General features: G+C 71.9%; 23 protein-coding genes and 1 riboswitch. Of the genes, 12 read left to right on the top strand and 11 right to left on the bottom strand.

Annotated features, from left to right (window positions below; genetic code table 11):
- Positions 1-50: 50 nt before the first annotated feature.
- Both ACH4ZA_RS06735 and thrC read right to left on the bottom strand, forming a co-directional pair.
- A complete protein-coding gene (locus tag ACH4ZA_RS06735; protein ID WP_319278074.1) occupies positions 51-326 on the bottom strand; it encodes a MoaD/ThiS family protein in 276 nt (91 codons plus the stop codon).
- Positions 323-1,621: a threonine synthase gene (gene thrC / locus ACH4ZA_RS06730; RefSeq protein WP_319278072.1), complete on the bottom strand. Its 1,299-nt coding sequence runs from the start codon at positions 1,619-1,621 to the stop codon at positions 323-325. The genes ACH4ZA_RS06735 and thrC overlap by 4 nt, the downstream gene beginning before the upstream one ends.
- Before the next feature lie 18 nt (positions 1,622-1,639).
- Positions 1,640-1,795: riboswitch (SAM riboswitch) on the bottom strand.
- A 164-nt stretch (positions 1,796-1,959) separates the two neighbouring features.
- On the opposite strand from thrC, the gene ACH4ZA_RS06725 reads away from it, so the two are divergent.
- Entirely contained in the window at positions 1,960-2,904 is a 945-nt protein-coding gene (locus tag ACH4ZA_RS06725) for a glucosyl-3-phosphoglycerate synthase (protein ID WP_319278070.1), read from the top strand.
- A gap of 138 nt (positions 2,905-3,042) precedes the next feature.
- Positions 3,043-4,458 carry a trehalose-6-phosphate synthase gene (locus ACH4ZA_RS06720; RefSeq protein WP_319278068.1) on the top strand — a complete coding sequence of 472 codons (1,416 nt, stop codon included), beginning with the start codon at positions 3,043-3,045 and terminating at the stop codon, positions 4,456-4,458.
- On the opposite strand, the gene otsB is transcribed toward ACH4ZA_RS06720, so the two are convergent.
- The 3 genes from otsB to ACH4ZA_RS06705 are packed head-to-tail and all read right to left on the bottom strand — an operon-like array spanning position 4,446 to position 6,928.
- Positions 4,446-5,312 (bottom strand): trehalose-phosphatase, encoded by an 867-nt coding sequence (otsB, locus tag ACH4ZA_RS06715; protein ID WP_398428339.1) that lies wholly within the window; start codon positions 5,310-5,312, stop codon positions 4,446-4,448. The genes ACH4ZA_RS06720 and otsB overlap by 13 nt on opposite strands.
- 29 nt (positions 5,313-5,341) lie before the next feature.
- Entirely contained in the window at positions 5,342-5,623 is a 282-nt protein-coding gene (locus ACH4ZA_RS06710) for a DUF3263 domain-containing protein (RefSeq protein ID WP_319278064.1), read from the bottom strand.
- A gap of 42 nt (positions 5,624-5,665) precedes the next feature.
- The gene (locus ACH4ZA_RS06705; protein ID WP_319278062.1) at positions 5,666-6,928 is read right to left on the bottom strand and encodes an extracellular solute-binding protein; all 1,263 of its coding nucleotides are present in this window, start codon (positions 6,926-6,928) and stop codon (positions 5,666-5,668) included.
- 192 nt (positions 6,929-7,120) lie between these two features.
- Here ACH4ZA_RS06705 and ACH4ZA_RS06700 point away from each other — a divergent pair, with 192 nt between their 5' ends.
- The 3 genes from ACH4ZA_RS06700 (at position 7,121) to ACH4ZA_RS06690 (ending at position 10,452) form a co-directional block, all read left to right on the top strand.
- A complete protein-coding gene (locus tag ACH4ZA_RS06700) occupies positions 7,121-8,080 on the top strand; it encodes an ROK family protein (RefSeq protein WP_319278060.1) in 960 nt (319 codons plus the stop codon).
- Positions 8,080-9,327, top strand: coding sequence for an N-acetylglucosamine-6-phosphate deacetylase (gene nagA, locus ACH4ZA_RS06695; protein ID WP_398428338.1), 1,248 nt, complete (start codon positions 8,080-8,082; stop codon positions 9,325-9,327). The genes ACH4ZA_RS06700 and nagA overlap by 1 nt, the downstream gene beginning before the upstream one ends.
- 138 nt (positions 9,328-9,465) lie before the next feature.
- On the top strand, positions 9,466-10,452 hold the full coding sequence (locus ACH4ZA_RS06690) for a 1-phosphofructokinase family hexose kinase (protein WP_398428336.1): 987 nt from the start codon (positions 9,466-9,468) through the stop codon (positions 10,450-10,452).
- Here the strand turns inward: ACH4ZA_RS06690 and ACH4ZA_RS06685 are convergent.
- Positions 10,409-11,362, bottom strand: coding sequence for a CBM35 domain-containing protein (locus ACH4ZA_RS06685; protein ID WP_398428334.1), 954 nt, complete (start codon positions 11,360-11,362; stop codon positions 10,409-10,411). The genes ACH4ZA_RS06690 and ACH4ZA_RS06685 overlap by 44 nt on opposite strands.
- Positions 11,363-11,509: 147 nt before the next feature.
- Entirely contained in the window at positions 11,510-13,177 is a 1,668-nt protein-coding gene (gene cdgB / locus ACH4ZA_RS06680; RefSeq protein WP_398428332.1) for a diguanylate cyclase CdgB, read from the bottom strand.
- A gap of 348 nt (positions 13,178-13,525) precedes the next feature.
- Here cdgB and ACH4ZA_RS06675 point away from each other — a divergent pair, with 348 nt between their 5' ends.
- Together ACH4ZA_RS06675 and ACH4ZA_RS06670 are read left to right on the top strand one after the other, a co-directional pair.
- A complete protein-coding gene (locus ACH4ZA_RS06675) occupies positions 13,526-14,101 on the top strand; it encodes a flavin reductase family protein (RefSeq protein ID WP_398428330.1) in 576 nt (191 codons plus the stop codon).
- Between the two features lie 80 nt (positions 14,102-14,181).
- The gene (locus tag ACH4ZA_RS06670; protein WP_398428328.1) at positions 14,182-14,757 is read left to right on the top strand and encodes a GNAT family N-acetyltransferase; all 576 of its coding nucleotides are present in this window, start codon (positions 14,182-14,184) and stop codon (positions 14,755-14,757) included.
- 24 nt (positions 14,758-14,781) lie between these two features.
- On the opposite strand, the gene arfB is transcribed toward ACH4ZA_RS06670, so the two are convergent.
- A complete protein-coding gene (gene arfB / locus ACH4ZA_RS06665; RefSeq protein ID WP_319278050.1) occupies positions 14,782-15,219 on the bottom strand; it encodes an alternative ribosome rescue aminoacyl-tRNA hydrolase ArfB in 438 nt (145 codons plus the stop codon).
- A 176-nt stretch (positions 15,220-15,395) separates the two neighbouring features.
- Here arfB and ACH4ZA_RS06660 point away from each other — a divergent pair, with 176 nt between their 5' ends.
- The 3 genes from ACH4ZA_RS06660 to ACH4ZA_RS06650 all read left to right on the top strand — a co-directional run bounded on the left by ACH4ZA_RS06660 (position 15,396) and on the right by ACH4ZA_RS06650 (position 18,900).
- Positions 15,396-15,971: a TerD family protein gene (locus tag ACH4ZA_RS06660; protein WP_057579155.1), complete on the top strand. Its 576-nt coding sequence runs from the start codon at positions 15,396-15,398 to the stop codon at positions 15,969-15,971.
- A gap of 261 nt (positions 15,972-16,232) precedes the next feature.
- Positions 16,233-17,828, top strand: a complete 1,596-nt coding sequence (locus tag ACH4ZA_RS06655) for a N,N-dimethylformamidase beta subunit family domain-containing protein (RefSeq protein WP_319278049.1) — start codon at positions 16,233-16,235, stop codon at positions 17,826-17,828.
- Positions 17,829-17,940: 112 nt separating this feature from the next.
- A complete protein-coding gene (locus ACH4ZA_RS06650; RefSeq protein ID WP_319278047.1) occupies positions 17,941-18,900 on the top strand; it encodes a bifunctional GNAT family N-acetyltransferase/NUDIX hydrolase in 960 nt (319 codons plus the stop codon).
- 49 nt (positions 18,901-18,949) lie between these two features.
- Here the strand turns inward: ACH4ZA_RS06650 and ACH4ZA_RS06645 are convergent, their stop codons facing one another.
- Complete coding sequence (locus ACH4ZA_RS06645; RefSeq protein ID WP_398428325.1) at positions 18,950-20,359, bottom strand: M1 family metallopeptidase; 1,410 nt, start codon at positions 20,357-20,359, stop codon at positions 18,950-18,952.
- 58 nt (positions 20,360-20,417) lie between these two features.
- On the opposite strand from ACH4ZA_RS06645, the gene ACH4ZA_RS06640 reads away from it, so the two are divergent.
- Positions 20,418-20,918, top strand: coding sequence for a hypothetical protein (locus ACH4ZA_RS06640; RefSeq protein ID WP_319278108.1), 501 nt, complete (start codon positions 20,418-20,420; stop codon positions 20,916-20,918).
- An 18-nt stretch (positions 20,919-20,936) separates the two neighbouring features.
- On the opposite strand, the gene ACH4ZA_RS06635 is transcribed toward ACH4ZA_RS06640, so the two are convergent.
- Together ACH4ZA_RS06635 and ACH4ZA_RS06630 are read right to left on the bottom strand one after the other, a co-directional pair.
- Positions 20,937-21,671, bottom strand: coding sequence for a pentapeptide repeat-containing protein (locus ACH4ZA_RS06635; RefSeq protein ID WP_398428324.1), 735 nt, complete (start codon positions 21,669-21,671; stop codon positions 20,937-20,939).
- 86 nt (positions 21,672-21,757) lie between these two features.
- Positions 21,758-22,438 (bottom strand): rhomboid-like protein, encoded by a 681-nt coding sequence (locus ACH4ZA_RS06630; protein WP_398428322.1) that lies wholly within the window; start codon positions 22,436-22,438, stop codon positions 21,758-21,760.
- 10 nt (positions 22,439-22,448) lie between these two features.
- Here ACH4ZA_RS06630 and ACH4ZA_RS06625 point away from each other — a divergent pair, with 10 nt between their 5' ends.
- On the top strand, positions 22,449-23,339 hold the full coding sequence (locus tag ACH4ZA_RS06625) for an aminoglycoside phosphotransferase family protein (protein WP_398428558.1): 891 nt from the start codon (positions 22,449-22,451) through the stop codon (positions 23,337-23,339).
- Positions 23,340-23,364: the final 25 nt, after the last annotated feature.

The following is a 23,364-nucleotide window of genomic DNA, read 5'->3' as shown; positions in this document are numbered from 1 at the left end:
TCGGTAATCGCTGTTACCGACGGTTACTACCGGCGGGTACTGAACAGCGGTCAGCCGCCGGCCACGGCCGGGATGATCGACACGCCGGCGCCGGCCGGAGTCGCCGTGTCCAGACCCTGCTCGAAGCGGACGTCGTCGTCGTTCACGTACACGTTGACGAACCGCCGCAGCCTGCCCTGGTCGTCCAGGACGCGCGCGGCGATGCCGGTGTGGTTCTTCTCCAGGTCGGAGATGACCTCGCCGAGGGTCGCGCCCTCGGCCGAGACCTCGGCCTGACCGCCGGTGTAGGTGCGCAGGATGGTCGGGATGCGAACAGTGACGCTCATGATGCGAGGCCAGCCTCTCGGAAAGAGTCCAGGTTCGGGCGGATCGTCGCGGTGAGTCCGGTGCCGGCCACCGCGTCCAGGGTCTTCAGGCCGTCGCCGGTGTTCAGGACGACGGTCGTCTTCGTCGGGTCCAGCAGACCGTTCTCGATCAACTTCCTCGCCACGCCCACGGTCACGCCGCCGGCCGTCTCCGCGAAGATGCCTTCGGTGCGCGCCAGCAGCTTGATCGCGTCGACGACCTGCTCGTCGTTCACGTCCTCCACCGCGCCGCCCGTCCGCCGCGCGATGTCGAGGACGTACGGACCGTCCGCCGGGTTGCCGATGGCCAGCGACTTCGCGATGGTGTTCGGCTTCTGCGGGCGGACCACGTCGTGTCCGGCCTTGTAGGCGACCGACACCGGGGAGCAGCCCTCGGCCTGCGCGCCGAAGATCTTGTACGGCCTGTCCTCGACCAGCCCGAGCTTGATCAGCTCCTGCAGACCCTTGTCGATCTTCGTGAGCTGCGAGCCGGAGGCGATCGGCACGACGAGCTGGTCGGGCAGCCGCCAGCCGAGCTGCTCGCAGATCTCGTACGCCAGCGTCTTGGAGCCCTCGGCGTAGTACGGCCGCAGGTTGACGTTGACGAAGCCCCAGCCCTCGCCCGCCGGGTCGCCGATGAGCTCGGAGCAGAAGCGGTTGACGTCGTCGTAGTTGCCCTCGATGCCGACGAGCTCGCCGCCGTAGATCGCGGCCATGACGACCTTGCCCTGCTCCAGGTCGTGCGGGATGAACACGCAGGAGCGGAAGCCGGCGCGGGCCGCGGCGGCGCCCACCGCGCCGGCCAGGTTGCCGGTGGAGGAGCAGGAGAGGGTGGTGAAGCCGAACGCGCGGGCGGCCTCGATGGCCTGGGCGACGACCCGGTCCTTGAAGGAGTGGGTCGGGTTGCCGGAGTCGTCCTTGACGAAGAGCTTGCCGGCGTCGACGCCCAGCTCGCGGGCGAGGTTGTCGGCCTGCACGAGCTTGGTCCAGCCGGGGTTGATGTTCGGCTTGTCGGCCACGTCCGCCGGGACGGGCAGCAGCGGCGCGTAGCGCCAGACGTTCGCGGGTCCCGCCTCGATGCGCTTTCGCAGCTCCTCCGTGTCGTAGGAGGAGAAGTCGTACGCGATCTCGAGCGGGCCGAAACACTCCTCGCACGCGAAGACCGGGCCGAGGGGGACGCGGTGGCCGCACTCGCGGCAGCTCAACGCGGTGGCCGGACCGAGGTCGACAGCGGAGGTCGTAGAGTCCGTGGTGCTTGCAACAGTCTGCGCAGCCATGTGAGGCGAGGCCCTTTCTCCTCATCTTCCTCACGACGCACTTCGCCGTGAGACGGATTTGGCACCTTCCCGAGCCGGGAGCCTCGCTGAACGATCAGCATTGATCTACGAGAACCGACTGGAGGGTTGCCGGGGCTTCATCGGGCCGTGTCCCTCTGCCCCTCTGGATGAGCGGTATGCAGTTGTTGATCTGTGCGGCCGATGACCCTGACATGCGATGGTCACCCGCGTTGTTCAAGACTGTAACCGAAGGCCAGGACAGTTGAGATAGTCGTCCGAACCGCGAGATGGATCACGCAGGACCGTACTCGCCGAGAGAACGCAGAGGAGCCGCCGACGTGCTGGAAGAAGTCGAGCGCTGGCTGAGCACCCGTTCCTGGTCCCTGACGGACCGCCCGCTGCACCGGATTCTCGCCGCGAAACAGCGCACCGGCCAGTCGGTGAGCGTCGTGCTGCCCGCGCTCAACGAGGAGGAGACGGTCGGCGAGATCGTCGCCGTGATCCGTCACGACCTCATGCAGCAGGTCCCGCTCGTCGACGAGATCGTGGTGGTCGACTCCGGATCGACCGACCGCACGTCCGCGGTCGCCGCGGCGGCGGGCGCGCGCGTCGTCCACCGCGACGAGATACTCCCCCGCATCCCCGCCGTGCCGGGCAAGGGCGAGGTGCTGTGGCGTTCGCTGCTGGTCACCCGCGGGGACGTGGTCTGCTTCATCGACGCCGACCTGCGGGAGTTCTCCTCCGACTTCGTCTCGGGGATCGTCGGCCCGCTGCTCACCGATCCGGACGTGGACCTGGTCAAGGCCATGTACGACCGCCCGCTGGGCGGCGCGGCCGGTCAGGGCGGCCGGGTCACCGAGCTGATGGCCCGCCCCCTGCTCAACATGCACTGGCCGCAGCTCGCCGGTTTCGTGCAGCCGCTCGGCGGCGAGTACGCGGCCCGCCGGAGCCTGCTGGAGCAGCTGCCCTTCCCCGTGGGGTACGGCGTGGAGCTGGGCATGCTGGTCGACGCCCTGCACCTGGTGGGTCTCGACGCTCTCGCCCAGGTCGACGTCGGCGTGCGCAAGCACCGCCACCAGGACGGCCAGGCCCTGGGCCGGATGGCGGCGGCGATCTACCGCACCGCCCAGCTGCGGCTGGCCCGCGGCCATCTGGTCCGCCCCGCCCTCACCCAGTTCGAGCGCGGCCCGGACGGCTTCGAGCCGCACACCCACTCCGTGGACACGGAGGAACGGCCGCCTATGACGGACATCGCGGAGTACGCGCGGCGCAGGGTGGCCTGAGCCCGTACCGCGGGCCCGCGGTCCCCCCGCGGCGGGCCGGTTCGCGTCGGCCGGCGGCGGCGTTACGGCCGGATACGGCCCCTCCACTCGGCGCGACCGTACGTTTGAGCGTTTACGGAGCGGGCTAGGTTGAGGTCTATGGCTTCCACGCACGACACGTCTGCCGCCCGGGGCGCCGAGGTGCTGGTCGCGTCCAACCGCGGTCCGGTCTCCTACGAGGTGCGCGAGGACGGCTCGCTGCACGCCAGACGCGGCGGCGGCGGACTGGTCTCCGGTCTGTCGGCCATCGGCCCCGACGTCGGCGCGCTGTGGGTGTGCTCGGCGCTCTCCGACGGCGACCGCGAGGCGGTCCGGCGCGGGGTCGGCGAGGAGGGCGTGCGCATGCTGCCCGTCCCGGCCGACGTGCACGCCGACGCGTACAACGGCATCGCCAACTCGGTGCTCTGGTTCGTCCACCACCTGCTGTACCAGACCCCGCTGGAGCCGGTCTTCGACGCGGAGTTCCGCCGCCAGTGGGCCGCGTACGAGACGTACAACCGGGCCTTCGCCGAGGCGCTCGCCGAGGATGCGGCGGACGGCGCGGCGGTGCTGGTCCAGGACTACCACCTGTGTCTCGTCCCCGGCATGCTCCGCGAGCTCCGTCCCGACCTGCGGATCGGGCACTTCTCGCACACGCCGTGGGCGCCCCCGGACTACTTCGCCCTGCTCCCGCGGGACATCCGTGAGCAGCTGCTGCGGGGCATGCTGGGCGCGGACCGGCTGGGTTTCCTCACCCGGCGCTGGGCGGACGCCTTCACCGCGTGCTGCGAGCAGTCCACCGGGGGCCTGGGCGGCGCCGAGGTCGGCGTGCACGGTCTCGGCGCGGACGCCGACTTCCTGCGCGAGCGCGCGCACCGGCCGGACGTCGAGGAGCGGATGGCGGCGCTGCGCGAGGAGATCGGCGAGGGGCGCAAGGCCATCGTCCGCGTCGACCGCACCGAGCTGTCGAAGAACATCGTGCGCGGGCTGCTGGCCTACCGGCAGCTCCTCGACGACCACCCGGAGTGGCGCGAACGCGTCGTCCACGTGGCGTTCGCCTACCCCTCCCGCCAGGACCTCGCCGTCTACCGGGACTACATGGCCGAGGTGCGGCGCCTGACGGACGAGATCAACGCCGGTTACGGCACGCCCGGCTGGACCCCGGTGCTGCTGAACCTCAAGGACGACTTCGCCCGCTCCCTCGCCTCCTACCGCCTCGCGGACGTCGCGCTGGTCAACCCGATCCGCGACGGCATGAACCTGGTCGCCAAGGAGGTCCCGGTCGTCTCCGACGAGGGCTGCGCGCTGGTGCTGTCCCGGGAGGCGGGCGCGTACTGGGAGCTGCGCGAGGACGCCCTCACGGTGAACCCGTACGACGTCCTGGAGACCGCCCGCGCCCTGCACGAGGCGCTGTCCATGGCGCCGGAGGAGCGGGCCGAGCGCACGAAGCGGCTGTCCGCCGCGGCGACCGCGCTGCCCCCGGCCCGCTGGTTCCTGGACCAGCTGAACGCCCTGCGCGCGATTCAGCCGAGCTGAGCGGCCAGCTGCCGCAGCAGCCGTACGACCCCGGCGGGTCCGTCGACGACGAGGTCCGCGCGCTCGGCCAGTTCGCCGACCTCGGCGCTGCCGCTGCACACCAGCAGGCCGGGCACGCCGTCGGCGCGCAGTTTCTCGACGGCGGCGAACGCGGGGAGGTCGCCGAGGTCGTCGCCGGCGTAGAGCACGGACCTGGCGCCCGTCTCGCGGACGTGGTCCAGCAGGGCCACGCCCTTGTCCATGCCCGGCGGGCGCAGCTCCAGGACCATACGGCCGGGTTCGACGATCAGGCCGTGCCGGGCCGCGAGGTCGGTGAGGGGGCCGCGCAGGGCGTCGAAGGCGGCCTGCGGGTCGTCGGCGCGGCGGGTGTGGACGGCGACGGCACGGCCGCCCTTCTCCTCGATCCAGACGCCGGGCCGGTCTCCGGCGGCCGCGAGGACCCGCGGGAGCGCGGCCAGGACGGCGGCCACGCCGGGGTGCGGTTCGGGGGCGCTGAGGGCGCCGGTGCGGGCGTCCCAGCGCTCGGCGCCGTAGTGGCCGAGCACGGTGAGCCGGCCCAGTCCCTCGACCCCGGCGAATCCGCCGTGCCGTACGGCGACCTCGGCGGGCCGGCCGGTGACGACGGCCACGCCGGCGACTTTCGGGGCGAGCGCGGCGAGCGCGGGGACGGCGTCGGGGTGCGCCCGGGCGTCCTGCGGGTTCTCGACGATGGGGGCGAGGGTGCCGTCGAAGTCGAGGGCGACGAGGGCGGCCCCCGGGCGGCCGACGATCGCGTCGAGCGCCGCGCGGCCGGCCGGGGTCACCGGAACGGGAAGGGGGCCGGATGCCGGGGAGTGCGTCTGTGGGGTGCCCATACAGGCACGATAACCAGCGAGCGCCGTCGCTAACGTTCCGTCCGTCTCGCTTCTCTCACCCGGCGCAGCCTGTTCACCGTCACCGGGTCGTGGGCCAGCGCGCGGGTGTCGTCGAGGAGGGCGTTGAGGAGCTGGTAGTAGCGCACCGGGGACAGGTCGAGTTCCTCGCGTATCGCCCGTTCCTTCGCGCCGGGTCCCAGGAAGCCCCGCCGTTCGAGGGCGAGGATGCCGCGCTCCCGCGCCCCCAGTCCGTCCGTGCCCGCCCGCCGCTCGTCTGCCGCGCCGCCGCCCGCCTCGCTGCCTGCCTCCATGCCCGCACGGTAACGCCCGCCGGTGACATCGACTCGTCCGGCTCATTCGCCGGCGGCGCTCTCCAGTGTCGTCGCGGTGGTCTGCAGGTCGCCGAGCACGTCGGCGGGGCTGCCGTTCGCGGTCACGGCCCGGCCGATCCGCTTCTTGATCTCCGAGCTGACCTTCGCCCACGAGGTCCGTCCGACGGGGTAGCTCTCGGACAGCGGGAGCTCCGCCAGGAACGGCTTCAGGTCGGCGTCCTCCTCGGCCGAGCCCATGACCTGGGACGCGGAGGTGGTGACCGGCAGCAGGTCGTACTCGTGGGAGAAGTCCAGCACGTTCTTCTCGCTGTAGACGAAGTCGAGGAAGTCGCCGATCTCGTCGCCGTGTCCGCCCCGCTTGAAGGCGGTCATCCAGTCGGCGACGCCCAGGGAGGTCTTGCTGGGGCCGTCGACGCCCGGCATCGGCACCATGCCGAACTCGACGCCCTTGGCGGCCGCCGCCTTCATCAGCGAGGGGTGCCCGTTGAGCATGCCCACGTCTCCAGCGGCGAACGCGGCGAACGCGGCGGCCCGGTTCAGCTTGCCCGGCGCGACGGGCCCGGTCAGGCCCTTGCCGACCAGGTCGGTCTTCAGCCAGTCGAGGGTCTCGACGTTCTCGGCGGAGTCGAAGCTGTAGCTGCTGACCGTCTGGGTGTAGCCGCCCCGGCCGCTGAGCAGCCACTGCAGGGTCTCGGCCTGCGCCTCCTCGGGGCCCAGCGGCAGGGCGTAGGGGTATTTCACGCCGTCTTTCTTGAGCGCCCGCGCGTCCTTCGCGAGCTCGGCCCAGGTGGTGGGCGCGCTGATGCCGGCCCGGGCGAAGAGGGCCTTGTTGTAGAACAGCAGCCGGGTGGAGGAGGCGAACGGCATGCCGTACTGCACGCCGCGCACCTGGCCCGCCCGGGCGAGCTGGGGCACGAAGTCGGCCTCGACGGGGATGGAGAGCACGTCGCCCGCCTTGTAGAGCAGGTCGTCGGCCGCGTAGTCGGCGTAGGCGCCGATCTGGGCCATGTCGGGGGCGTCGCCCGCGTCGACCATGGCCTTGACCTTCGCGTCGACGTCGTTCCAGGAGTACACGCTCACGTCGACGGTGACCCCCGGGTGGTCCTTCTCGTACGCGGCGACAAGTCCGTCCCAGTACTTCTTCGAGCTGTTGGCGCTGCTGTCGCCGTAGTCGGCGGCGACGAGTCTGAGGGTGACGTCGTCGGAGCCGGCGGTCAGTCCGCAGCCGGTGAGCACCGCGGCCAGGCCGAGCGCGGACACCCCCGCCACACCTGCCGTGATCATTGCTGACTTTCGTGCCCGCCGCTGCACCGCACTGCTCCCAACTGATTGCTCATACCAATGGACCGATATCCGGATCAAGGTCTACACCACACCATATGGTCCAGACCTCTCCGGGCCTCCGGTCCGGCACGGTACCCCCACAACCGCGAGTGGACTAGACCTCTCGCGGTTCCTCGGTCCACACTGTCCCCCGTGAGACATGTCATCGCCCTGGACGTGGGCGGCACCGGGATGAAGGCCGCCCTGATCGGCGCTGGGGGTCCCCCCTCCGGGGGAGGCACACTGCTGCACCGGGCCCGCAGGGACACCGGCCGCGAGCGCGGACCCGACGCCGTGGTCGCCGGCATCCTCGACTTCGCCGCCGACCTGCGCCGGTACGGCGCCCGGCAGTTCGGCGAGCCCGCCGCCGCGGCCGGCGTCGCCGTGCCCGGCATCGTCGACGAGGCCGGCGGCGTCGCCGTCTACGCGGCCAACCTGGGCTGGCGGGACGTGCCGCTGCGCGCCCGGCTCGCCGAACGCCTCGGCGCCCCGGTCGCCCTCGGCCACGACGTGCGCACCGGCGGTCTCGCCGAGGGCCGGATCGGCGCCGCCCGCGGCGCGGACCGCTTCCTGTTCGTGGCGCTGGGCACCGGCATCGCCGGCGCGATCGGCGTCGACGGCCGGGTGGAGGCGGGCGCGCACGGCTTCGCGGGCGAGATCGGCCACATCGTCGTACGGCCAGGCGGCGCCCCCTGTCCGTGCGGGCAGCGCGGCTGCCTGGAACGGTTCGCGTCCGCGGCGGCGGTCGGCGAGGCGTGGGCGGCGGCCGTCGGCGACCCGCAGGCGGACGCCGCGGACTGCGCGAAGGCCTTCACGTCCGGCGACCCCGAGGCCGTCCGCGTCTGGCAGGGGGCCGTGGACGCCCTCGCCGACGGACTGGTCACCGGCCTCACCCTGCTGGACCCGCGCACGCTCGTCATCGGTGGCGGCCTCGCCGAGGCGGGGGAAGCCTTGTTCACACCGCTGCGGGACGCCGTCCGGCGGCGCGTGACCTTCCAGAAGCTGCCGGAGATCGTTCCGGCGGCCCTGGGCGACAGCGCCGGATGCCTCGGCGCGGGCCTCCTGGCCTGGGATCTCCTCAACACGACCGACGGCATGGAGGTAACACCCTGATGGCCACTCCCCCAGGGACGCGGGGAACTGCGCAGCCGACCACCTCGCACCGCCCGCAGGCGCTGACCGGCGCCAGGGTGGTCCTGCCGACGGGCACGGTCATGGGCGGCCGCGTCACCGTCACCGGCACGAAGATCACGGCCGCGCCCCGGCACGGGACCGGTCAGGACGCCGAAGGCGCGTCCGCCGCGTTCGACGCATCCGACGTGACCGACGTGACCGACGTGCTGGACGTGTCCGGCCACTGGCTGGTCCCCGGCTTCGTCGACCTGCACAACCACGGCGGCGGCGGAGCCTCCTTCTCCGGTTCGGCCGAGGACGTCCTGAAAGCCGTCCGCACCCACCGGTCGCACGGCACCACCACGCTCGTCGCCTCCACCGTCACCGACGACATGGACGTCCTCGTCCGCCAGGCCGGCCTGCTGAGCGAACTGGCCGAACAGGGCGACCTGGCCGGCATCCACTTCGAGGGCCCGTTCATCTCGCCCTGCCGCAAGGGCGCGCACTCCGAGGCCCTGCTGCGCGACCCGGACCCGGCGGAGGTGCGCAAGCTGGTCGACGCGGCGCGCGGCCACGCCAGGATGGTCACCCTGGCGACCGAACTGCCGGGCGGCCTGGACTCCGTACGGCTGCTGGCGGAGCACGGCGTGATCGCGGCCGTCGGCCACACCGACGCCACCTACGAGCAGACCGTTCAGGCCATCGAGGCCGGAGCCACCGTCGCCACCCATCTCTTCAACGCGATGCCGCCCCTCGGGCACCGCGCCCCCGGCCCGATCGCCGCCCTCCTTCAGGACGAGCGGGTGACGGTCGAGCTGATCAACGACGGCACGCATCTGCACCCGGCCGCACTCGAGCTGGCGTTCCGTCACGCGGGCCCGGGCCGGGTCGCGTTCATCACGGACGCGATGGACGCCGCCGGCATCGGCGACGGCCGCTATCTGCTCGGTCCGCTGGCGGTCGAGGTCAGCGAGGGCGTGGCCCGTCTCGTGGAGGGCGGCTCCATCGCCGGCTCCACCCTCACCCTGGACCGCGCCTTCCAGCGGGCGGTGACGATCGACCGCCTCCCCGTCGAGGACGTCGTCGCCGCGCTGTCCGCCAACCCGGCCCGCCTGCTGGGCCTGGCCGACCGCGTCGGCTCCCTGGAGCCGGGCAAGGACGCCGACCTGGTCCTGCTGGACGACGCCTTCGAGGTCAGAGGCGTGATGCGCAAGGGCGCCTGGGTGGTGGCTCCCGACCTGGCCTGAAACACCCGCCCGCACGACGACGGTGGCCGGCCCGAGGACTGGGCCGACCACCGTCTCTTTGGCATGATCGGGCCACCGGACGCCGCACAGGATCCGGATCAAGCCATCGACGCACGCTTTCGGGGGAGGCCGCACCAGGTGATCCTCACCGTCACGCTGAACATCGCGCTCGACGTCGTCCACCGGGTGCCGGCCCTCGTCCCGCACTCCCTGCACCGGGTCACCGACGTGCGGGAACGGCCCGGCGGCAAGGGCCTGAACGTCGCGCGGCTGCTCGCCGCCCTCGGTCACGAGGCGACGGTGACCGGTTTCGCGGGCGGGGCCACCGGCCGGATCGTACGGGACCTGTTCACCGCGACGGCCGGGAACGCGCACGCGCGCGTGGTGGACGCGCTCGTGCCGGTCGCCGGCGCCACCCGCCGCACGGTCGCCGTCGTCGACACCCGCACCGGCGACACCACCCGCTTCGACGAACCCGGCCCCCTCGTCACCCCGGCCGAGTGGTCCGCCTTCCGGGAGGCGTACGAAGGGCTGCTCGCCGGCGCCGACGCGGTGGCCCTGTGCGGCAGCCTCCCGCCGGGAGTGCCGGTGGGAGCGTACGCGGGCCTGATACGGGCGGCACGGGCCGCGGGCGTCCCCGTGCTGCTGGACACCGGCGGGGAGCCGCTGCGCCGGGGCGTCGCCGCCCGCCCGGACGTCGTCAAGCCGGACGCGGACGAACTGGCCGAACTGACCGGCTCCCACGAGCCGTTGCGCGCCGCCCAGGACGCCCGCCGGCGCGGCGCGCACGCCGTGGTGGCCTCACTCGGCGCGCAGGGTCTGCTCGCGGCCACCCCGGAGGGCGGCTGGCGGGCCGCCCCGCCCGCCCATCTGCACGGCGACCCGGCGGGCGCCGGGGACGCGGTGGTCGCGGGCCTGCTCTCGGGCCTCGTGGAACGCCTGTCCTGGCCGGCCCGACTGGCCCGCGCCGTCGCCCTGTCCACGGCGACCGCGACGGCCCCGGCCGACGGCGACTTCGACCGGCGCGCCTACGAGGAGCTGACGGCGCGGGTGTCGGTCAGCGACGAGGGAGAGTGGCCACCTAGCTCCTCCAGCCCGCCTCGAGCGACAGCTGGTCGAAGTTGACGTCGCAGGAATTGCCCTGCTCACAGGAGATCTTGATGGTGTTGGTGCCCTTGTTGAGGGTGATGTTCGCCCAGGTGTTGGTCCAGCCCTTGGCGTAGTCGCCCTCAGGGGCATGGGCGAAGTTCTTCAGGTTCAGCGGACGGTCCTGCGCCTTGCCGTTGATCGTGAGCGTGGCGTTGGCGTCCTTGCCGGGAACCCCGAAGTTCACGTTCAGCGTGTACTTGCCGTCCTTCGGGATGCCGCTGACGTTCCAGGTGAGCTCCGCGCCAGGGGTGTTGAAGTTCGTGACGTAGATTCCGTCAGCCGCCTTCGCGCCCTTTACGTCGGAAGAGGTGGTGACGCCTTCTCCCAGGTTCGCCGCCTTCGCGTCGACCGCCGGGAGCTCGGCCTCGTTCGCGTCGCCGGTGCTCGACGCGCTCGGCGACGGGCTCGCGGGAGCGGAGGCCGGAGCGGAGGCGCCGCCGCCCGCCTTGTCGTCGTCGGTGCCCTTGTCGCCGTTGGTGACGACCACCACGATGCCGATCACGACCGCGGCGACCACCGCGACGGCGCCGATCAGCAGACCCTTGGTGTTGGGCCCGCCGCCACGGCCGCCGCCCTGCACGGGCTGCCGGCCGGTCGAGGGGCCACCGCCGGCGGCGAAGTTCTCGGGCGCGGCGTAGTGCGCGTTCGGCTGACCGTACGCGCCCTGCTGCGGAACCGTGGGCGGCTGCCCGTACTGTGCGGTCTGCTGCTGCGGCTGCTGTCCGTACTGGCGCTCGCCGACCGCACGCACTCTGCTGACCGAGTTCGGGTAGCCGTAACCGCCGCCGGAGGGCGGCTGCGCGCCGTTGGCCTGGCCGTCGGCGTAGAGGTAACCGAACGGGTCGTCGTCCTCGGGCGTGCTCGCGCCGTTATTGCCGGGCGTCATCCCTTCGTACTCCTCAACAGTGCGGGGCCGATGCGACACGCGTACGCGTGTCCATACGTGTGAGAACTGCGAGCCTACCCGGTCCCCACCGCCCAAACGGGTGACTCGGATCGCATCAGCGCGGCGGCAGGGCCGCTGACCTGGTGATCATCCCGCACGCCTGTGCTGTTTGGGACGAGATCGTTTCTCGACGTACATGCGCTCGTCGGCGGACTTCAGCACTTCGTCCGCGGTCATCCCGCAATGCGCCCAGCCGATGCCGAAGCTGGCGCCCACCCGCACCGCCCGCCCCTCGGCGCGGATCGGCTGGATGATCTCGTTGCGCAGGCGTACGGCGAGGTCGGCGGCGTCGGCGCGGCCGAGGCCGTCGGCGAGGATCACGAACTCGTCGCCGCCGAGCCGGGCGACCGTGTCGCCGTCGCGGACCTGGCGGGAGAGCCGGCGGGCCACCTCGATGAGGACCGCGTCGCCCGCGTTGTGCCCGAACCGGTCGTTGATCGACTTGAAGCCGTCGAGGTCGCAGAAGAGGACCGCGAGCCCCTTGGCGCCGTCGTCGCGCCCGTCCTCGGGGGCGGCGGTGTGCACATGGTGGTCGTAGCCGTCGAAGGTCTCGGCGCCGCCCGGCCGGTAGTCGAAGCCGTGGCCGTTGGTGTCGAAGGCGGCGTGGCCGTACGCGGTGTCCATGGCGTCGACGGCGGCGGGATGGGTCGACAGGGGCCGCTGGCAGAGCCGGGCGGACAGCCGCGAGCGCAGTTCCGCCGAGTTCGGCAGGCCGGTGAGGGAGTCGTGGGAGGCGCGGTGGGCGAGCTGCAGCTCGCGGCGCTTGCGCTCCTCTATGTCCTCGACGTGGGTGAGGAGGAAGCGGGGTCCGTCGGCGGCGTCGGCGACGACCGAGTTGCGGAGGCTGACCCAGAGGTAGGTGCCGTCCCGGCGGCCGAGGCGCAGCTCCGCGCGGCCGCCTTCGGCGGAGGTGCGGAGCAGGGTGCCTATGTCCTCGGGGTGGACGAGGTCGGAGAAGGAGTAGCGGCGCATCGCGGAGGCGGGCCGGCCCAGCAGGCGGCACAGCGCGTCGTTGGTGCGGAGTATGCGCCCGTGCTGGTCGCCGCCCATCTCGGCTATCGCCATGCCGGAGGGGGCGTACTCGAAGGCCTGCCGGAAGCTTTCCTCGCTGGCGCGCAGGGCCTGCTGCTCACGTTCGAGCCGGACCAGCGCCCGCTGCATGTTCGCACGTAGACGCGCGTTGCTGATGGCGATGGCGGCCTGGAAGGCGTACATCTGGAGCGCTTCGCGCCCCCACGCGCCGGGACGTCGTCCGTTGCGCGGCCGGTCCACGGACAGGACGCCTATCAGCTCGCCGCAGGCGTCGCCGCTGCCGGCGGCGGCGGGCGTGTACATGGGGGCGAAGAGCCGGTCCGAGGGGTGCCACTCGTCCTCGAAGCGCGGCGCGGGCCCGTCGGTGTACCACTGCGGGACGTCGTCGTCGTCGAGGACCCAGCCCTCGGTGTGCGGTATGAAGATCAGGTCGCCCCAGGTCTCGCCCATGCCGAGGCGGCGCTCCCAGGACTCGCGCGATCCGACCCGGCCCGTGATGAGGGCCTCGGCCGCCGGGTTGCCGGAGAAGGCGGCGACCACGAGATCGCCGTCGCCGCGCACGAGGTTGACGCACGCCAGCTCGTACCCGAGTGCCGTGACCACGCCGTCGGCGACGGTCTGCAGTGTGTCGGCCAGGCTGCGGGCCGTGTTCATGTCGGCCATGACCTGGTGCAGCTGTCGCAGGGACGCAAGACGGACGTACGGCTCCGACTCGGTCTCCATGTGTTTCGCCCTCCCCCCGAGACTTCGCAGCGAATCAAGGGTTGTCTTCGGCGCAACGTCGTTTCTGGTGCTTCGTTGTCGGTGTGTGTCTTGTTGTGACGCCTCCGCCACTGAATCACAGCGCGCTGCCCACTCGGTACACAGGGTCAACAATTAGTGCGTCTTGTGACTCAAGTCACAGATGAACGTGAACATTTGAGTGGAGTTTCCGCGTTTTTCCTGTGCGTTTCCTGAACACGGACAGCAGCCGCCGGGGCACGGAACGCGGTGATGGGTCCACGGTCCTACGACCCTACTCGGGCGGAGGTCCGATGCGGCGGGCATCGCACGGACACTAGCGTTCCGAGCGTGCCCACCGACGTGATCGACTCCGTGCCGAACACCCCCTCCAGGCATGCTGAGGGGGTGAGCAACGACGAGTTCCGCGCCGCCATGTCCCGGCTCGCCGACGGCGTGGTCCTGGTGACCGCCCGGGAGCCCTCCCTGGACCCGGACGACCCCCGGGCGCCGGACGGCGAGGACGTCGGCATGACCGCCACCGCCTTCGTGTCCGTCTCCCTGGACCCGCCTCTGGTCATGGTCAGCCTGCGCAACGGCTCCCGGATGGACGATCTGCTCGACGAACAGCCCCGGTGGGCGGTGTCGGTCCTCTCCGAGAGCCAGCGGCACATCGCCGGCCGCTTCGCCATGAAGGGCCGCATCAGCGACCGCCTCCTCTTCGAGGACATCCCGTACGAACGCGGCGAGGCCACCGGCGCGCCCCTGGTCGGCGGCGCGCTGGCCACCCTGGAATGCGCCACCGAGCAACGCGTCCCGGCGGGCGATCACACCCTGGTGATCGGCCGCGTGCTGACCGCCGCGACCCCGAGCGCGGACGGCGGCCCCCTGGTCTACTTCCGAGGCCGCTACCGCCAGTTGGGCTGACGGCGCAGGCCGTGCGCCGGGGCGGCCCGGGCGCCGAAATGCCGTGGCCGCGACATGACCGCTCCCCCTAGGGTGCCCGCATGACCCGCGCGACGGACCCGACCGACAAAGCCGGCAGAGCCGACGGAACCGACCGAACCGTCGGGGCCGACACGGGTGACAGGGGCGAAGGGGCGGCCTGCGGACTGCGTCTCGTCGAGATCACGCCCGGCAACTTCGGGGCCGCGACCGGCATTCGCGTCCGCCCCGACCAGGAGTTCGCGGTCTCCCCGGTCATGAAGTCCCTCGCCGAGGCCTACGTCCATCCGCCGGGCGTCGCCTGGCCCCGCCTGATCATGGACGGCGACCGTCCGGTCGGCTTCCTGATGGCCTTCCTCGACATCGACTGGACCGACGGGACCGGCGAGGTCCCCCTGCTCCGCTCCGGCCTGTGGCGGCTGAACATCGCCGCCGGCGAACAGGGCCGCGGCTACGGCCGGTTCGCCGTGGAGTCGGTCGCCGCGGAACTGCGCCGCCGCGGCACCCGGGAGATGTACGTCACCTGGCACGAGGGCGAGAACGGGCCGGAGGACTTCTATCTGCGGCTGGGGTTCCGCAAGAACGGCGAGAAGAGCGAGGGCGAGACGGTCGGCGTCCTGCGCCTGGACCGGCCCTGAGGCGACGGCGGACCCGCCCGGGCGTCACGACCAGTCGCGGCCGGTCCTGCCCCGCTTCGTGTCGGAGCGCTGCTTCTTCTCCCGCAGTCGGCGCTCGTTGATCCCGCGCGGGATCCGTGTCGGCCGGCGCGGCTTGGGCGGCGGGGCGGTGGCCTCGGCGAGCAGGGCGGCCAGGCGTACGGCGGCGGTCTCGCGGTTGCGCCACTGGGAGCGGTGCTCGGAGGCGCGGACGGTCACGACGCCGTCGACGAGCCGCCCGGCAAGCCGCTCGAGCGCCCGCGCCTTCCACACCTCGGGGAACGCCTCGGTGCGGGCGAGGTCGAAGCGGAGCTCCACCTGGGAGTCGCTGGTGTTGACGTGCTGCCCGCCGGGCCCCGAAGACCGCGAGAAACGCCACATGAGCTCGGCCTCGGGAAGCGAGACCGAGCCGCGGACGACATAGGGACCAGACATGCCCACCATGTTCCCGCTCCGGACCGGCCCGCGTCACGCGAATATCCCTCGGTAAAGAAAGTAAAGAAACGCGGAGTTGCGGGGAACCTTGAGCACCCTTCGCTGCGTTCATAGGGATAGCTGTAGCTTCGTGCCCGTACGAAGCCCGTACGAAGCCGTACGCAACGAGGGAAGGACTCCCAACCATGGCTGTAAGCCTGTCCAAGGGTGGCAACGTCTCGCTCACCAAGGAGGCTCCGGGCCTGACCGCCGTCACCGTGGGCCTCGGCTGGGACGTCCGCACCACCACCGGCACGGACTTCGACCTCGACGCCTCCGCGATCGCGGTCAACCTCCAGGGCAAGGTGTACTCCGACGGTCACTTCGTCTTCTTCAACAACAAGCAGACGCCGGACCAGACCATCGTCCACACCGGCGACAACCGCACCGGCGAGGGCGCGGGCGACGACGAGGCGATCAACGTGAACCTGGCGGGTCTCCCCGCCGACATCGACAAGATCGTCTTCCCGGTCTCGATCTACGACGCGGAGAACCGCTCGCAGAACTTCGGCCAGGTCCGCAACGCCTACATCCGCATCGTCAACCAGGCCGGCGGGGCCGAGATCGCCCGCTACGACCTCTCGGAGGACGCGGCCACCGAGACGGCCATGGTCTTCGGCGAGCTCTACCGCAACGGCGCGGAGTGGAAGTTCCGCGCGGTCGGCCAGGGTTACGCGTCGGGCCTCGTGGGCATCGCCCAGGACTTCGGCGTCAGCGTCTGATCACCCGAACGTCACACGACGTTCGAACAACCGAGGCGTCCCAGGCAACCTCACCGGACCGCCCGCCCTCTATCAGGAGGGCGGGCGGTCTTCATGTGACCAGCGGCTCGACCAGTCGCTCGACCGTCACCGCCCCGAGCCTGCAGTGCGACAGCCAGCCGTCGCGCGTGCAGCAGAGAGGTTTGACAGTCCACACGGCGGTGCGACGAGTGATCAGCACGTGCGCGGACCGTGTGCCGGTGCCAGGGGGGCCTGTTCCACATGTCCGTCGTCAGTCGTCGCAGGGCCATGGGTACGTTCGGGGTGGGGGCGGTCGCCGCCGCCGGGATCGGAGCGGCCTACGCCTACCGCGAGACGCCCGCAGAGCCCCCGTCCGCGTCCCCGCCGACTGTGCGCAAGGCCACCGCCACGGGCGCCAACCCGGTCGTGAACGAGAACACGCACGAGGGCACGCCGGACTGGGAAGTCCCCGCGGACGCCCGCCTCAGCACCAAGGACCATCTGGGACAGATCCACGGCTACGCGTCGGCGGCTTCCGTCGCCCCCGGGGAGTCCCTCTCCTTCCACGTGTCCGTCCGGACCCCGCAGCCCTTCCGCATCACCCTCTACCGGCTCGGCCACTACGACGGCGAGGGCGGCCGCCTGATGGCCACCGGGCCGCAGCTCACCGGCTCCCGGCAGCCCGTCCCCGCCCCGCACCCCGAGACCGGCGCCATCGTGTGCGACTGGCGCCCGTCGTGGACGTACCGCGTCCCCGGTACCTGGATATCGGGCGTCTACGTGGCCGTCTTCGAGGCCGAGGACGGCCACCGCAGCTGCACCCCGTTCGTCGTCCGCGAGCAGAACCGCGCGTCGGACCTCCTGGTCGTCCTCCCCTTCACCACCTACCAGGCCTACAACCAATGGCCCATGGACGGCCGCACCGGCAAGAACCTCTACCGGGGCTACCCCCGCCCCGGAGCGGTCGCGGACAGCAACCACCGCGCGTTCCAGGTGTCGTTCGACCGCCCCTACTCCGACCACGGTCTGCCCAAGTGGGCCGAACTGGACGTCGCCTTCACCCGCTGGGTGGAGGCCGAGGGCCACGACGTGACCTACGCCACAAGCTCCGACCTGCACGAAGGCCGGATCAACCCCGAGCGCTACACGGCGATGATCTTCCCCGGTCACGACGAGTACTGGTCGAAGCCCATGCGGGACGTCCTGGACAAGGCCGTGGGCGCCGGCACCCACATCGCCTTCCTCGCGGCCAACAACGTCTACTTCCACATCCGGCTCACCGGCGCGGCCGACGGCAGACCGTCCCGCACGGTCGCCTGCTACAAGACCGCCCCGGACCCGTCCCCCGACGCGAACGGCCCCACCGAGCGCTGGCGCGACCTGGAGGACAAGCACGGCAAGAAGTGCGGACGCGCCGAACAGGGCGTGCTGGGCGTCCAGTACAACGGCATCCTGGCCAAACCCGCGCCCCTGGTCGTCCGCCGGCCGGACCACTGGTTCTGGGAGGGCACCGGGCTCAAGGACGGCGAGGAGATCGCCCACCTCGTGGCAGTCGAGGCGGACGGCTACGACAGCAGGATGCCGTCACCGAAGGGCGCCACCCGCACCCTGCTCTCGGAGTCCCCCTACCGCTACAAGTCCGCCAAGGGCAGCGGACACAAGCGGCGCATCCAGAACACCGGCCTCACCGAACACGAGGACGGCACCCTGGTCTTCGCCGCCGGCACCTTCTTCTGGCCCCTCGCCCTCCAGGACGAGGACCACCACGACCCGCGCGTCGAGCGCGCGACACGCAACCTCCTCGAGCGGATGCTGCTCTCGCGCGGGCAGGGCGGAGAGGAATCGGTCGGAGTGTGATCGGCCGGGACCGGGATCTGATCGACCGGGCCTGATCGACCGGACTCTGGAAACGTTCGGGCTCCGGAAAATGGCCGGGGTCCGATCGGCCGGCGGGCCTACCCTGCGGCCCATGATCCTGACTGCCCTCCCCCTGGCCGCCGGCCACGACATCCCGGGCCCCCTCCTCACCGAACTCACCGCCCTCTACGCCTCCAACCGCGAGTTCCAGGCTCTCAGCGGCGACTTCCCGGACCCGCTCGACATCCGGCCCGAGCAGGTGGCGGCGGCGCTCGCGGAACAGGCGGCGACCGAAGGGGTGGAGGTGCTGCTGGCCCGTAGCGGCGGAAGACTCGTCGGGGTGGTCGTCACCCTGGCCCGGCACCCCGACCCCGCCGACCCGGACCCCTGGATCGGCCTGCTGATGGTCGACGCGGCAGCGCACGGACAGGGACACGGCCGCCGGATCGCCGAGCAGATCGAGGAACGGTTCCGGGCGGACGGCCGCAACGGCGTCCGGCTCGCCGTGCTCGACGCCAACCCCAAGGGCCTCGCGTTCTGGACGGCCCTCGGGTACGAGGTGATCGGCCACCGCCCGGATCTGCAACACGGGCGCCCCTGCGCCGTGCTGCGCAAGCCGCTGCCCCGCTCGCGCCGAGCCGCCCGCGTCGCCGTCGTCGACCCCGACGGCTCCGTCCTCCTCTTCCGGTACGTCAACCCCGACGTCGGCCCGCACTGGGCCCTGCCCGGCGGCGGAATCGAGGAAGGCGAGTCGCCCCGCGAGGGCGCCCGGCGCGAGCTGCGCGAGGAGACCGGCTGGGACGACCTGGAGCCCGGGCCCCTCCTGTGCACCTGGGAACACTTCTTCACCCGCTTCGACGTCCTCGTCCACCAGCACGAGCACATCTACGTCACCCCCGGCCCGCACCGCGAACCCGCCGGCCCCGACCTGGCCGCCGCCCACGCCGCCGACGGCATCCTCACCTGGCGCTGGTGGACCCGGCAGGAACTGCGTGCGCTCGCCGAGCCGGTATGGCCGTCCGACCTCGCGCGGCTGCTCGACGAACACGAGGCGACGCACCGCACGGGCTGACCGCGACGGCGTCCCGGCAGGGTGAACGGAAACGGACGACGAAGAGGCCTCAAGGGAGCTCGGGTTTGCCCTTCCCGTACAGCCAGTCCGCCCAGATGTCGTCGAAGTCCGCGTCCGGCGCCGCCTTCTCGACGTACGCCGTGAAGGCGTGCGTGTCGGCGTTCCCGTGCCGGTGGGCGGCGGCCCAGCCCTGCACGATGTCGTAGAAGGCGTCGTCGCCGACCGTCTGCCGGATGCGGTGCAGCACCATCGCGCCACGCTGGTAGACCGGCGCCTCGGAGACCTGGGCGGCGCTCGTCGGCTTCGCGGGCGGGAAGTCCCACAGGTTCGCGTACCGCTCGACGCCGTGGTCGTAGAGCCCGGTGAACGTCTGCTCCGCCGTGGCGCCGCCCTCGTCCTCCGCCCACAGCCACTCCGCGTAGGTCGCGAACCCCTCGTTGAGCCACATGTCCTGCCAGCTCTTCGGCGTCACGGAGTCGCCGAACCACTGGTGGGCGGTCTCGTGCACCAACGTCGGCAGGTCGGGGGCGCCCGGGTAGACGGGACGGTTCTGGGTCTCCAGCGCGTACCCGGCGTCCTCGGGGCGGTCGACGATCGCCCCGGCCGACGAGAAGGGGTACGGGCCGAAGTTGTCCTGCGCCCACTCCATCACCTCGGGCAGCCGGGCCAGCACCTCGCGGCCGGCCGCCGCCTGCGTCGGGTCGACCGCGACGTACACCGGCAGACCGTCCTCGGTCGTGGAAGCGGTCACCGTGTAGACGCCGATCGCGACCGTCGCCAGATAGCTCGCCATCGGCTCGGCGGTCCGCCAGGAGAACGTCGTACGCCCGCCGCCCGCCGCCCGCCGGCTTCGCAACTCCCCGTTCGAGACGGCCGTCAGCCCCTCCGGGACGGTGACGGCGATGTCGTAGGTTGCCTTGTCGGACGGGTGGTGATCGCCCGGGAACCAGGCCATCGAGCCGACCGGCTCACCGAGGGCCAGGGCCCCGTCCTCGGTGCGCAGCCAGCCCTCCTTCGAACCGTCGGGATCGGTGATCGTGCGCGGGCTGCCGGAATAGCGGACCGCAACCTCGAAGGTCTCGCCCTCGGCCAGGGAGTCCGAAGGGCGCACGGTCAGCTCCTGGCCGTCCCGCCGGAAGCCGGCCGTCGCGCCCTCGACGGTCACCGCCGCCACGTCCATGCCCGCGAAGTCCAGGCGGAACGCGGAGAGATCCCGGGTGGCTCGGGCGGTGATCACGGCGGAGCCGGTCAGCCGGCCGCCGCCGCCCGGGTCGTAGGCGAGCGTGAGGCCGTAGTGGGAGACGTCGTAGCCGCCGTTGCCCGCCTTCGGGAAGTACGGGTCGCCCACGCCCGGGGCGCCCTCGGAGCCGCCCCCCGAACCGCCGACGCACCCGGCCAGGACCAGGCTGCAGGCCAGTAACCCGGCCACACCCGGAATACACCTCACGGTTCTGGACATGTCAGTCATCCTATGGGGACGTCCGGCGGGGACACGGGGCCGTGACACCATCGCCTACGTGCTCGACATCGGCTACGCCCTCTCCAACCGCTTCCCGGACCCCCCGCAGACGGACTACCGGCGCGCGGACGTCCGCGCCCTGCGCCACGACCTGTTCTGCGGGGACGTCTACCTCGCCGACACCAAGGCGGACCGCGAGGTGTCCACAGCCTGGGGATGGGTGCCGGTACTGGACTTCGCGTGGGCCCTGTGCGACATCGTCGAGCAGATCGACCAGGACCCGGCGGGCTCCCGTGCCTCCCGCCCGCAGCACGCCGAACTGGACTTCACCGAGTCCACCGACCGCATGCTCTTCGAACGCCGCTTCGGATGGGTGGACGTCGAGGCCGACTGGATGCCGGCCGAGGAACCCCCGCTGACCTTCTCGCACGCCGAACTCCGCCGCGAAGCCCGCGACTTCCTGCACGACCTGCTCGCCGACCTGATCGACCTGCACGACGACCTCGGCGAGAACCCGGCCGTCTGGACGCTCCAGGCACGCTTCCCCCGCGTCGCATGACCCCCGCCGCACCTCCCGTCAGCCCTCCACCCTGATCCCCAGCTCACCCGCCAGCACCGGAGCCAGATCCAGCAGCTGGGCCGCGCTGATCACCGCGCCCGACAGCCGGCCCACACCGCCGGCGATGCCCAGCTCCACCGCCCCCCGCAGATCCACGTCGGTCAGCGTCGCCGCCGTGAAGTCGGCGGCCTTCACCGCACAGTCGACGAACTCGACACGCTCCAGACGCGCACCCCCGAAATCCGGCTCGACCAGGACGCACCCCTCGAAGACGACGTCCCGCAAACGCGCCTGACGCAGATTCAGATAGTCGATCTTGCCGCCGCGCACCACCACCCGCTCCAGCACCGCCCCGTACAGCTGCGCACCGCCCAGACGGGCGTCGCGCACCTCCACGTCACGCAGCGTCGCCTCCGCCAGATCCGTGCCGACGCCGCGCAGGCCGGTGAGGACGGAGTCCAGGACCCGGGCCTTGCGCAACCGCGTCTCGTCCAGCGCGCACCCCGTCACCGCACAGTCCATGAACCGGGCGCCCCCGCCGTCCTGCCCCGCCAGATCCAGCTCATGGAACGCCACGCCGTCGTAGTCCCCGTCCGGCTCCAGCTCCCCGTCCGCGAACGGCTCGAGCGCCGGCAGCCGCACCTCCGGCCGCCGTGCACCCTTCACCACGCCGGCCCCCCTGCCCCCGGCCCCGCCTCTCGCCGCCGCGCCCGAGCGCACGCCCGCACCTGTACCTGAACCCGTCCTCGCCATGCCCCCATGCTGCACCCCGCCACTGACAACCGCCGCCGCCCCCTGACCCCGACGCGAAATCCGCCGAACCACCGGCAAGGTCGTCCTCATCCCCCGGCCCCGCCCCCCGGTCGCACCTCCGCCGTCCGCTTCGGGTCCCGCGCCCTTCCCCGCCCCCTGACCAGCGGAAAACACGCCAGCCCGATCAACACGGACACGAAATGACCGAAGTCCGTGAACGTCGGCCCCTCCGCCAGCGGAAGACCGTAGAAGACCAGAACCACCACGAGGTACGCATACCGCCACGGCGACCGAATCCCGTGGAACAGCACCGCCACCACACCCGACAACGCATAACTCACCCCGACGTCCAGGGTCTCCGCCGACGACGGCGGGGCCACCCCCTCCTGGATCGCCACCGCCAGCGCCCCCTCGCTGACCAGCGTCGCCAGCACATGAGCCGCCGCACACACCGCCAGCCACCGCGCCGTCCCCAGCCAGCGCTCCACCCGGGCGTGGAACACCGTGTACAGCACCGCGTACGGCGCCCAGAATCCCCCGTCGATCCACATCGCGCTCGCCACCAGCACCCGCACCGGATGCCGCGACAGCTCATGGATGTTCGTCGACCGCTGCCGCAGGAACTCCTGCTCGAACTCCGGGGACATACGGTGCAACGCCACCGTCGTGACGAACAGGACCGCCAGCCACACATACGTGCCGGGCGCACTGCGGACGTACGCCCACACCGCCCGGCCGACCCCGGAAAACCCCCTGAGCCCGCTCACCCGGCCCAGTATCGTCCCCGAGGTGATCGACGTTCCCGCCGCACTCGCCGCAGAACAGGTGAAGTACAACGGCCCGGCAGGCCACGCCTTCATCACCGCCCTCCCGGACCTCGCACAGAGCTTCCTCGACCGCTGGCAGCTAAGGCTCGACGGCCCGTCCATGCACGGCGTGAGCGCCCTCGTCCTCCCCGTCACCACCGCCGACGGCGCCAACGCCGTCCTCAAACTGCAGATCCTCGACGAGGAGAGCGCCGGCGAACCCGTCGCCCTGCGCCTCTGGAACGGCGACCACGCCGTCCGCCTCCTCCGGCACGACGAACCCACCGGCACGATGCTCCTCGAACGCCTCGACCCCACCCGCATGCTGTCCCACCTCGACGACGTCCACGAGGCGGTCCTCGTCATCGCCGACCTGCTGACCCACCTGACGGCCCTGGCCGCCCCCGAGCACATGCGCCGCCTGGACGACATCGCCCACGCCATGCTGGAACAGACCCCCCGCGCCCTGGAACACGTCCCCGACCGGGCAGACCGCCGCCTGATCGCCGACTGCGCGGCCGCCCTGAGCGAGGTCGTCGCCGAACCGGGCGACCGGCTCCTGCACTGGGACCTGCACTACGAGAACGTCCTCGCCGCCGACCGAGCCCGCTGGCTCGCCATCGACCCCAAGCCCCTCGCCGGCGACCCCGGCTTCGAACTCCTGCCCGCCATCGTCGACCGCTACGACCCGGCGGACGTGCACTGGCGCTTCGACGCGCTGACCGCCACCCTCGGCCTCGACCGCGACCGGGCCCGCGCCTGGACCCTCGCCCGCGTCCTCCAGGACTGCCTCTGGGAGATCGCGGACACCCGCCCCCCGGACCCGAGAAGGCTGGAGACCGCCCGCCTGCTGCGCATCTGAAGGCAGCACCACCCGGACAGCCAGG

Origin of the sequence: Streptomyces sp. NPDC020597 (assembly GCF_044335095.1) — a bacterium.
Taxonomy (GTDB): domain Bacteria; phylum Actinomycetota; class Actinomycetes; order Streptomycetales; family Streptomycetaceae; genus Streptomyces.
This window is presented reverse-complemented; position numbering and strand designations above follow the sequence as displayed.

What these genes read in the sequence shown, in the direction of transcription:
- ACH4ZA_RS06660 (WP_057579155.1), top strand. Translation starts at nt 15,396, where the DNA reads ATGGCTGTAAGCCTGTCCAAGGGTGGCAACGTCTCGCTCACCAAGGAG.
- ACH4ZA_RS06650 (WP_319278047.1), top strand. Translation starts at nt 17,941, where the DNA reads ATGATCCTGACTGCCCTCCCCCTGGCCGCCGGCCACGACATCCCGGGC.
- arfB (WP_319278050.1), bottom strand. Translation starts at nt 15,219, where the DNA reads ATGGTGGGCATGTCTGGTCCCTATGTCGTCCGCGGCTCGGTCTCGCTT.
- ACH4ZA_RS06685 (WP_398428334.1), bottom strand. Translation starts at nt 11,362, where the DNA reads ATGACGCCCGGCAATAACGGCGCGAGCACGCCCGAGGACGACGACCCG.
- ACH4ZA_RS06670 (WP_398428328.1), top strand. Translation starts at nt 14,182, where the DNA reads ATGACCCGCGCGACGGACCCGACCGACAAAGCCGGCAGAGCCGACGGA.
- ACH4ZA_RS06645 (WP_398428325.1), bottom strand. Translation starts at nt 20,359, where the DNA reads ATGTCCAGAACCGTGAGGTGTATTCCGGGTGTGGCCGGGTTACTGGCC.
- nagA (WP_398428338.1), top strand. Translation starts at nt 8,080, where the DNA reads ATGGCCACTCCCCCAGGGACGCGGGGAACTGCGCAGCCGACCACCTCG.
- ACH4ZA_RS06635 (WP_398428324.1), bottom strand. Translation starts at nt 21,671, where the DNA reads ATGGCGAGGACGGGTTCAGGTACAGGTGCGGGCGTGCGCTCGGGCGCG.
- cdgB (WP_398428332.1), bottom strand. Translation starts at nt 13,177, where the DNA reads ATGGAGACCGAGTCGGAGCCGTACGTCCGTCTTGCGTCCCTGCGACAG.
- ACH4ZA_RS06705 (WP_319278062.1), bottom strand. Translation starts at nt 6,928, where the DNA reads ATGATCACGGCAGGTGTGGCGGGGGTGTCCGCGCTCGGCCTGGCCGCG.
- ACH4ZA_RS06735 (WP_319278074.1), bottom strand. Translation starts at nt 326, where the DNA reads ATGAGCGTCACTGTTCGCATCCCGACCATCCTGCGCACCTACACCGGC.
- ACH4ZA_RS06655 (WP_319278049.1), top strand. Translation starts at nt 16,233, where the DNA reads ATGTCCGTCGTCAGTCGTCGCAGGGCCATGGGTACGTTCGGGGTGGGG.
- otsB (WP_398428339.1), bottom strand. Translation starts at nt 5,312, where the DNA reads ATGGGCACCCCACAGACGCACTCCCCGGCATCCGGCCCCCTTCCCGTT.
- ACH4ZA_RS06720 (WP_319278068.1), top strand. Translation starts at nt 3,043, where the DNA reads ATGGCTTCCACGCACGACACGTCTGCCGCCCGGGGCGCCGAGGTGCTG.
- thrC (WP_319278072.1), bottom strand. Translation starts at nt 1,621, where the DNA reads ATGGCTGCGCAGACTGTTGCAAGCACCACGGACTCTACGACCTCCGCT.
- ACH4ZA_RS06710 (WP_319278064.1), bottom strand. Translation starts at nt 5,623, where the DNA reads ATGGAGGCAGGCAGCGAGGCGGGCGGCGGCGCGGCAGACGAGCGGCGG.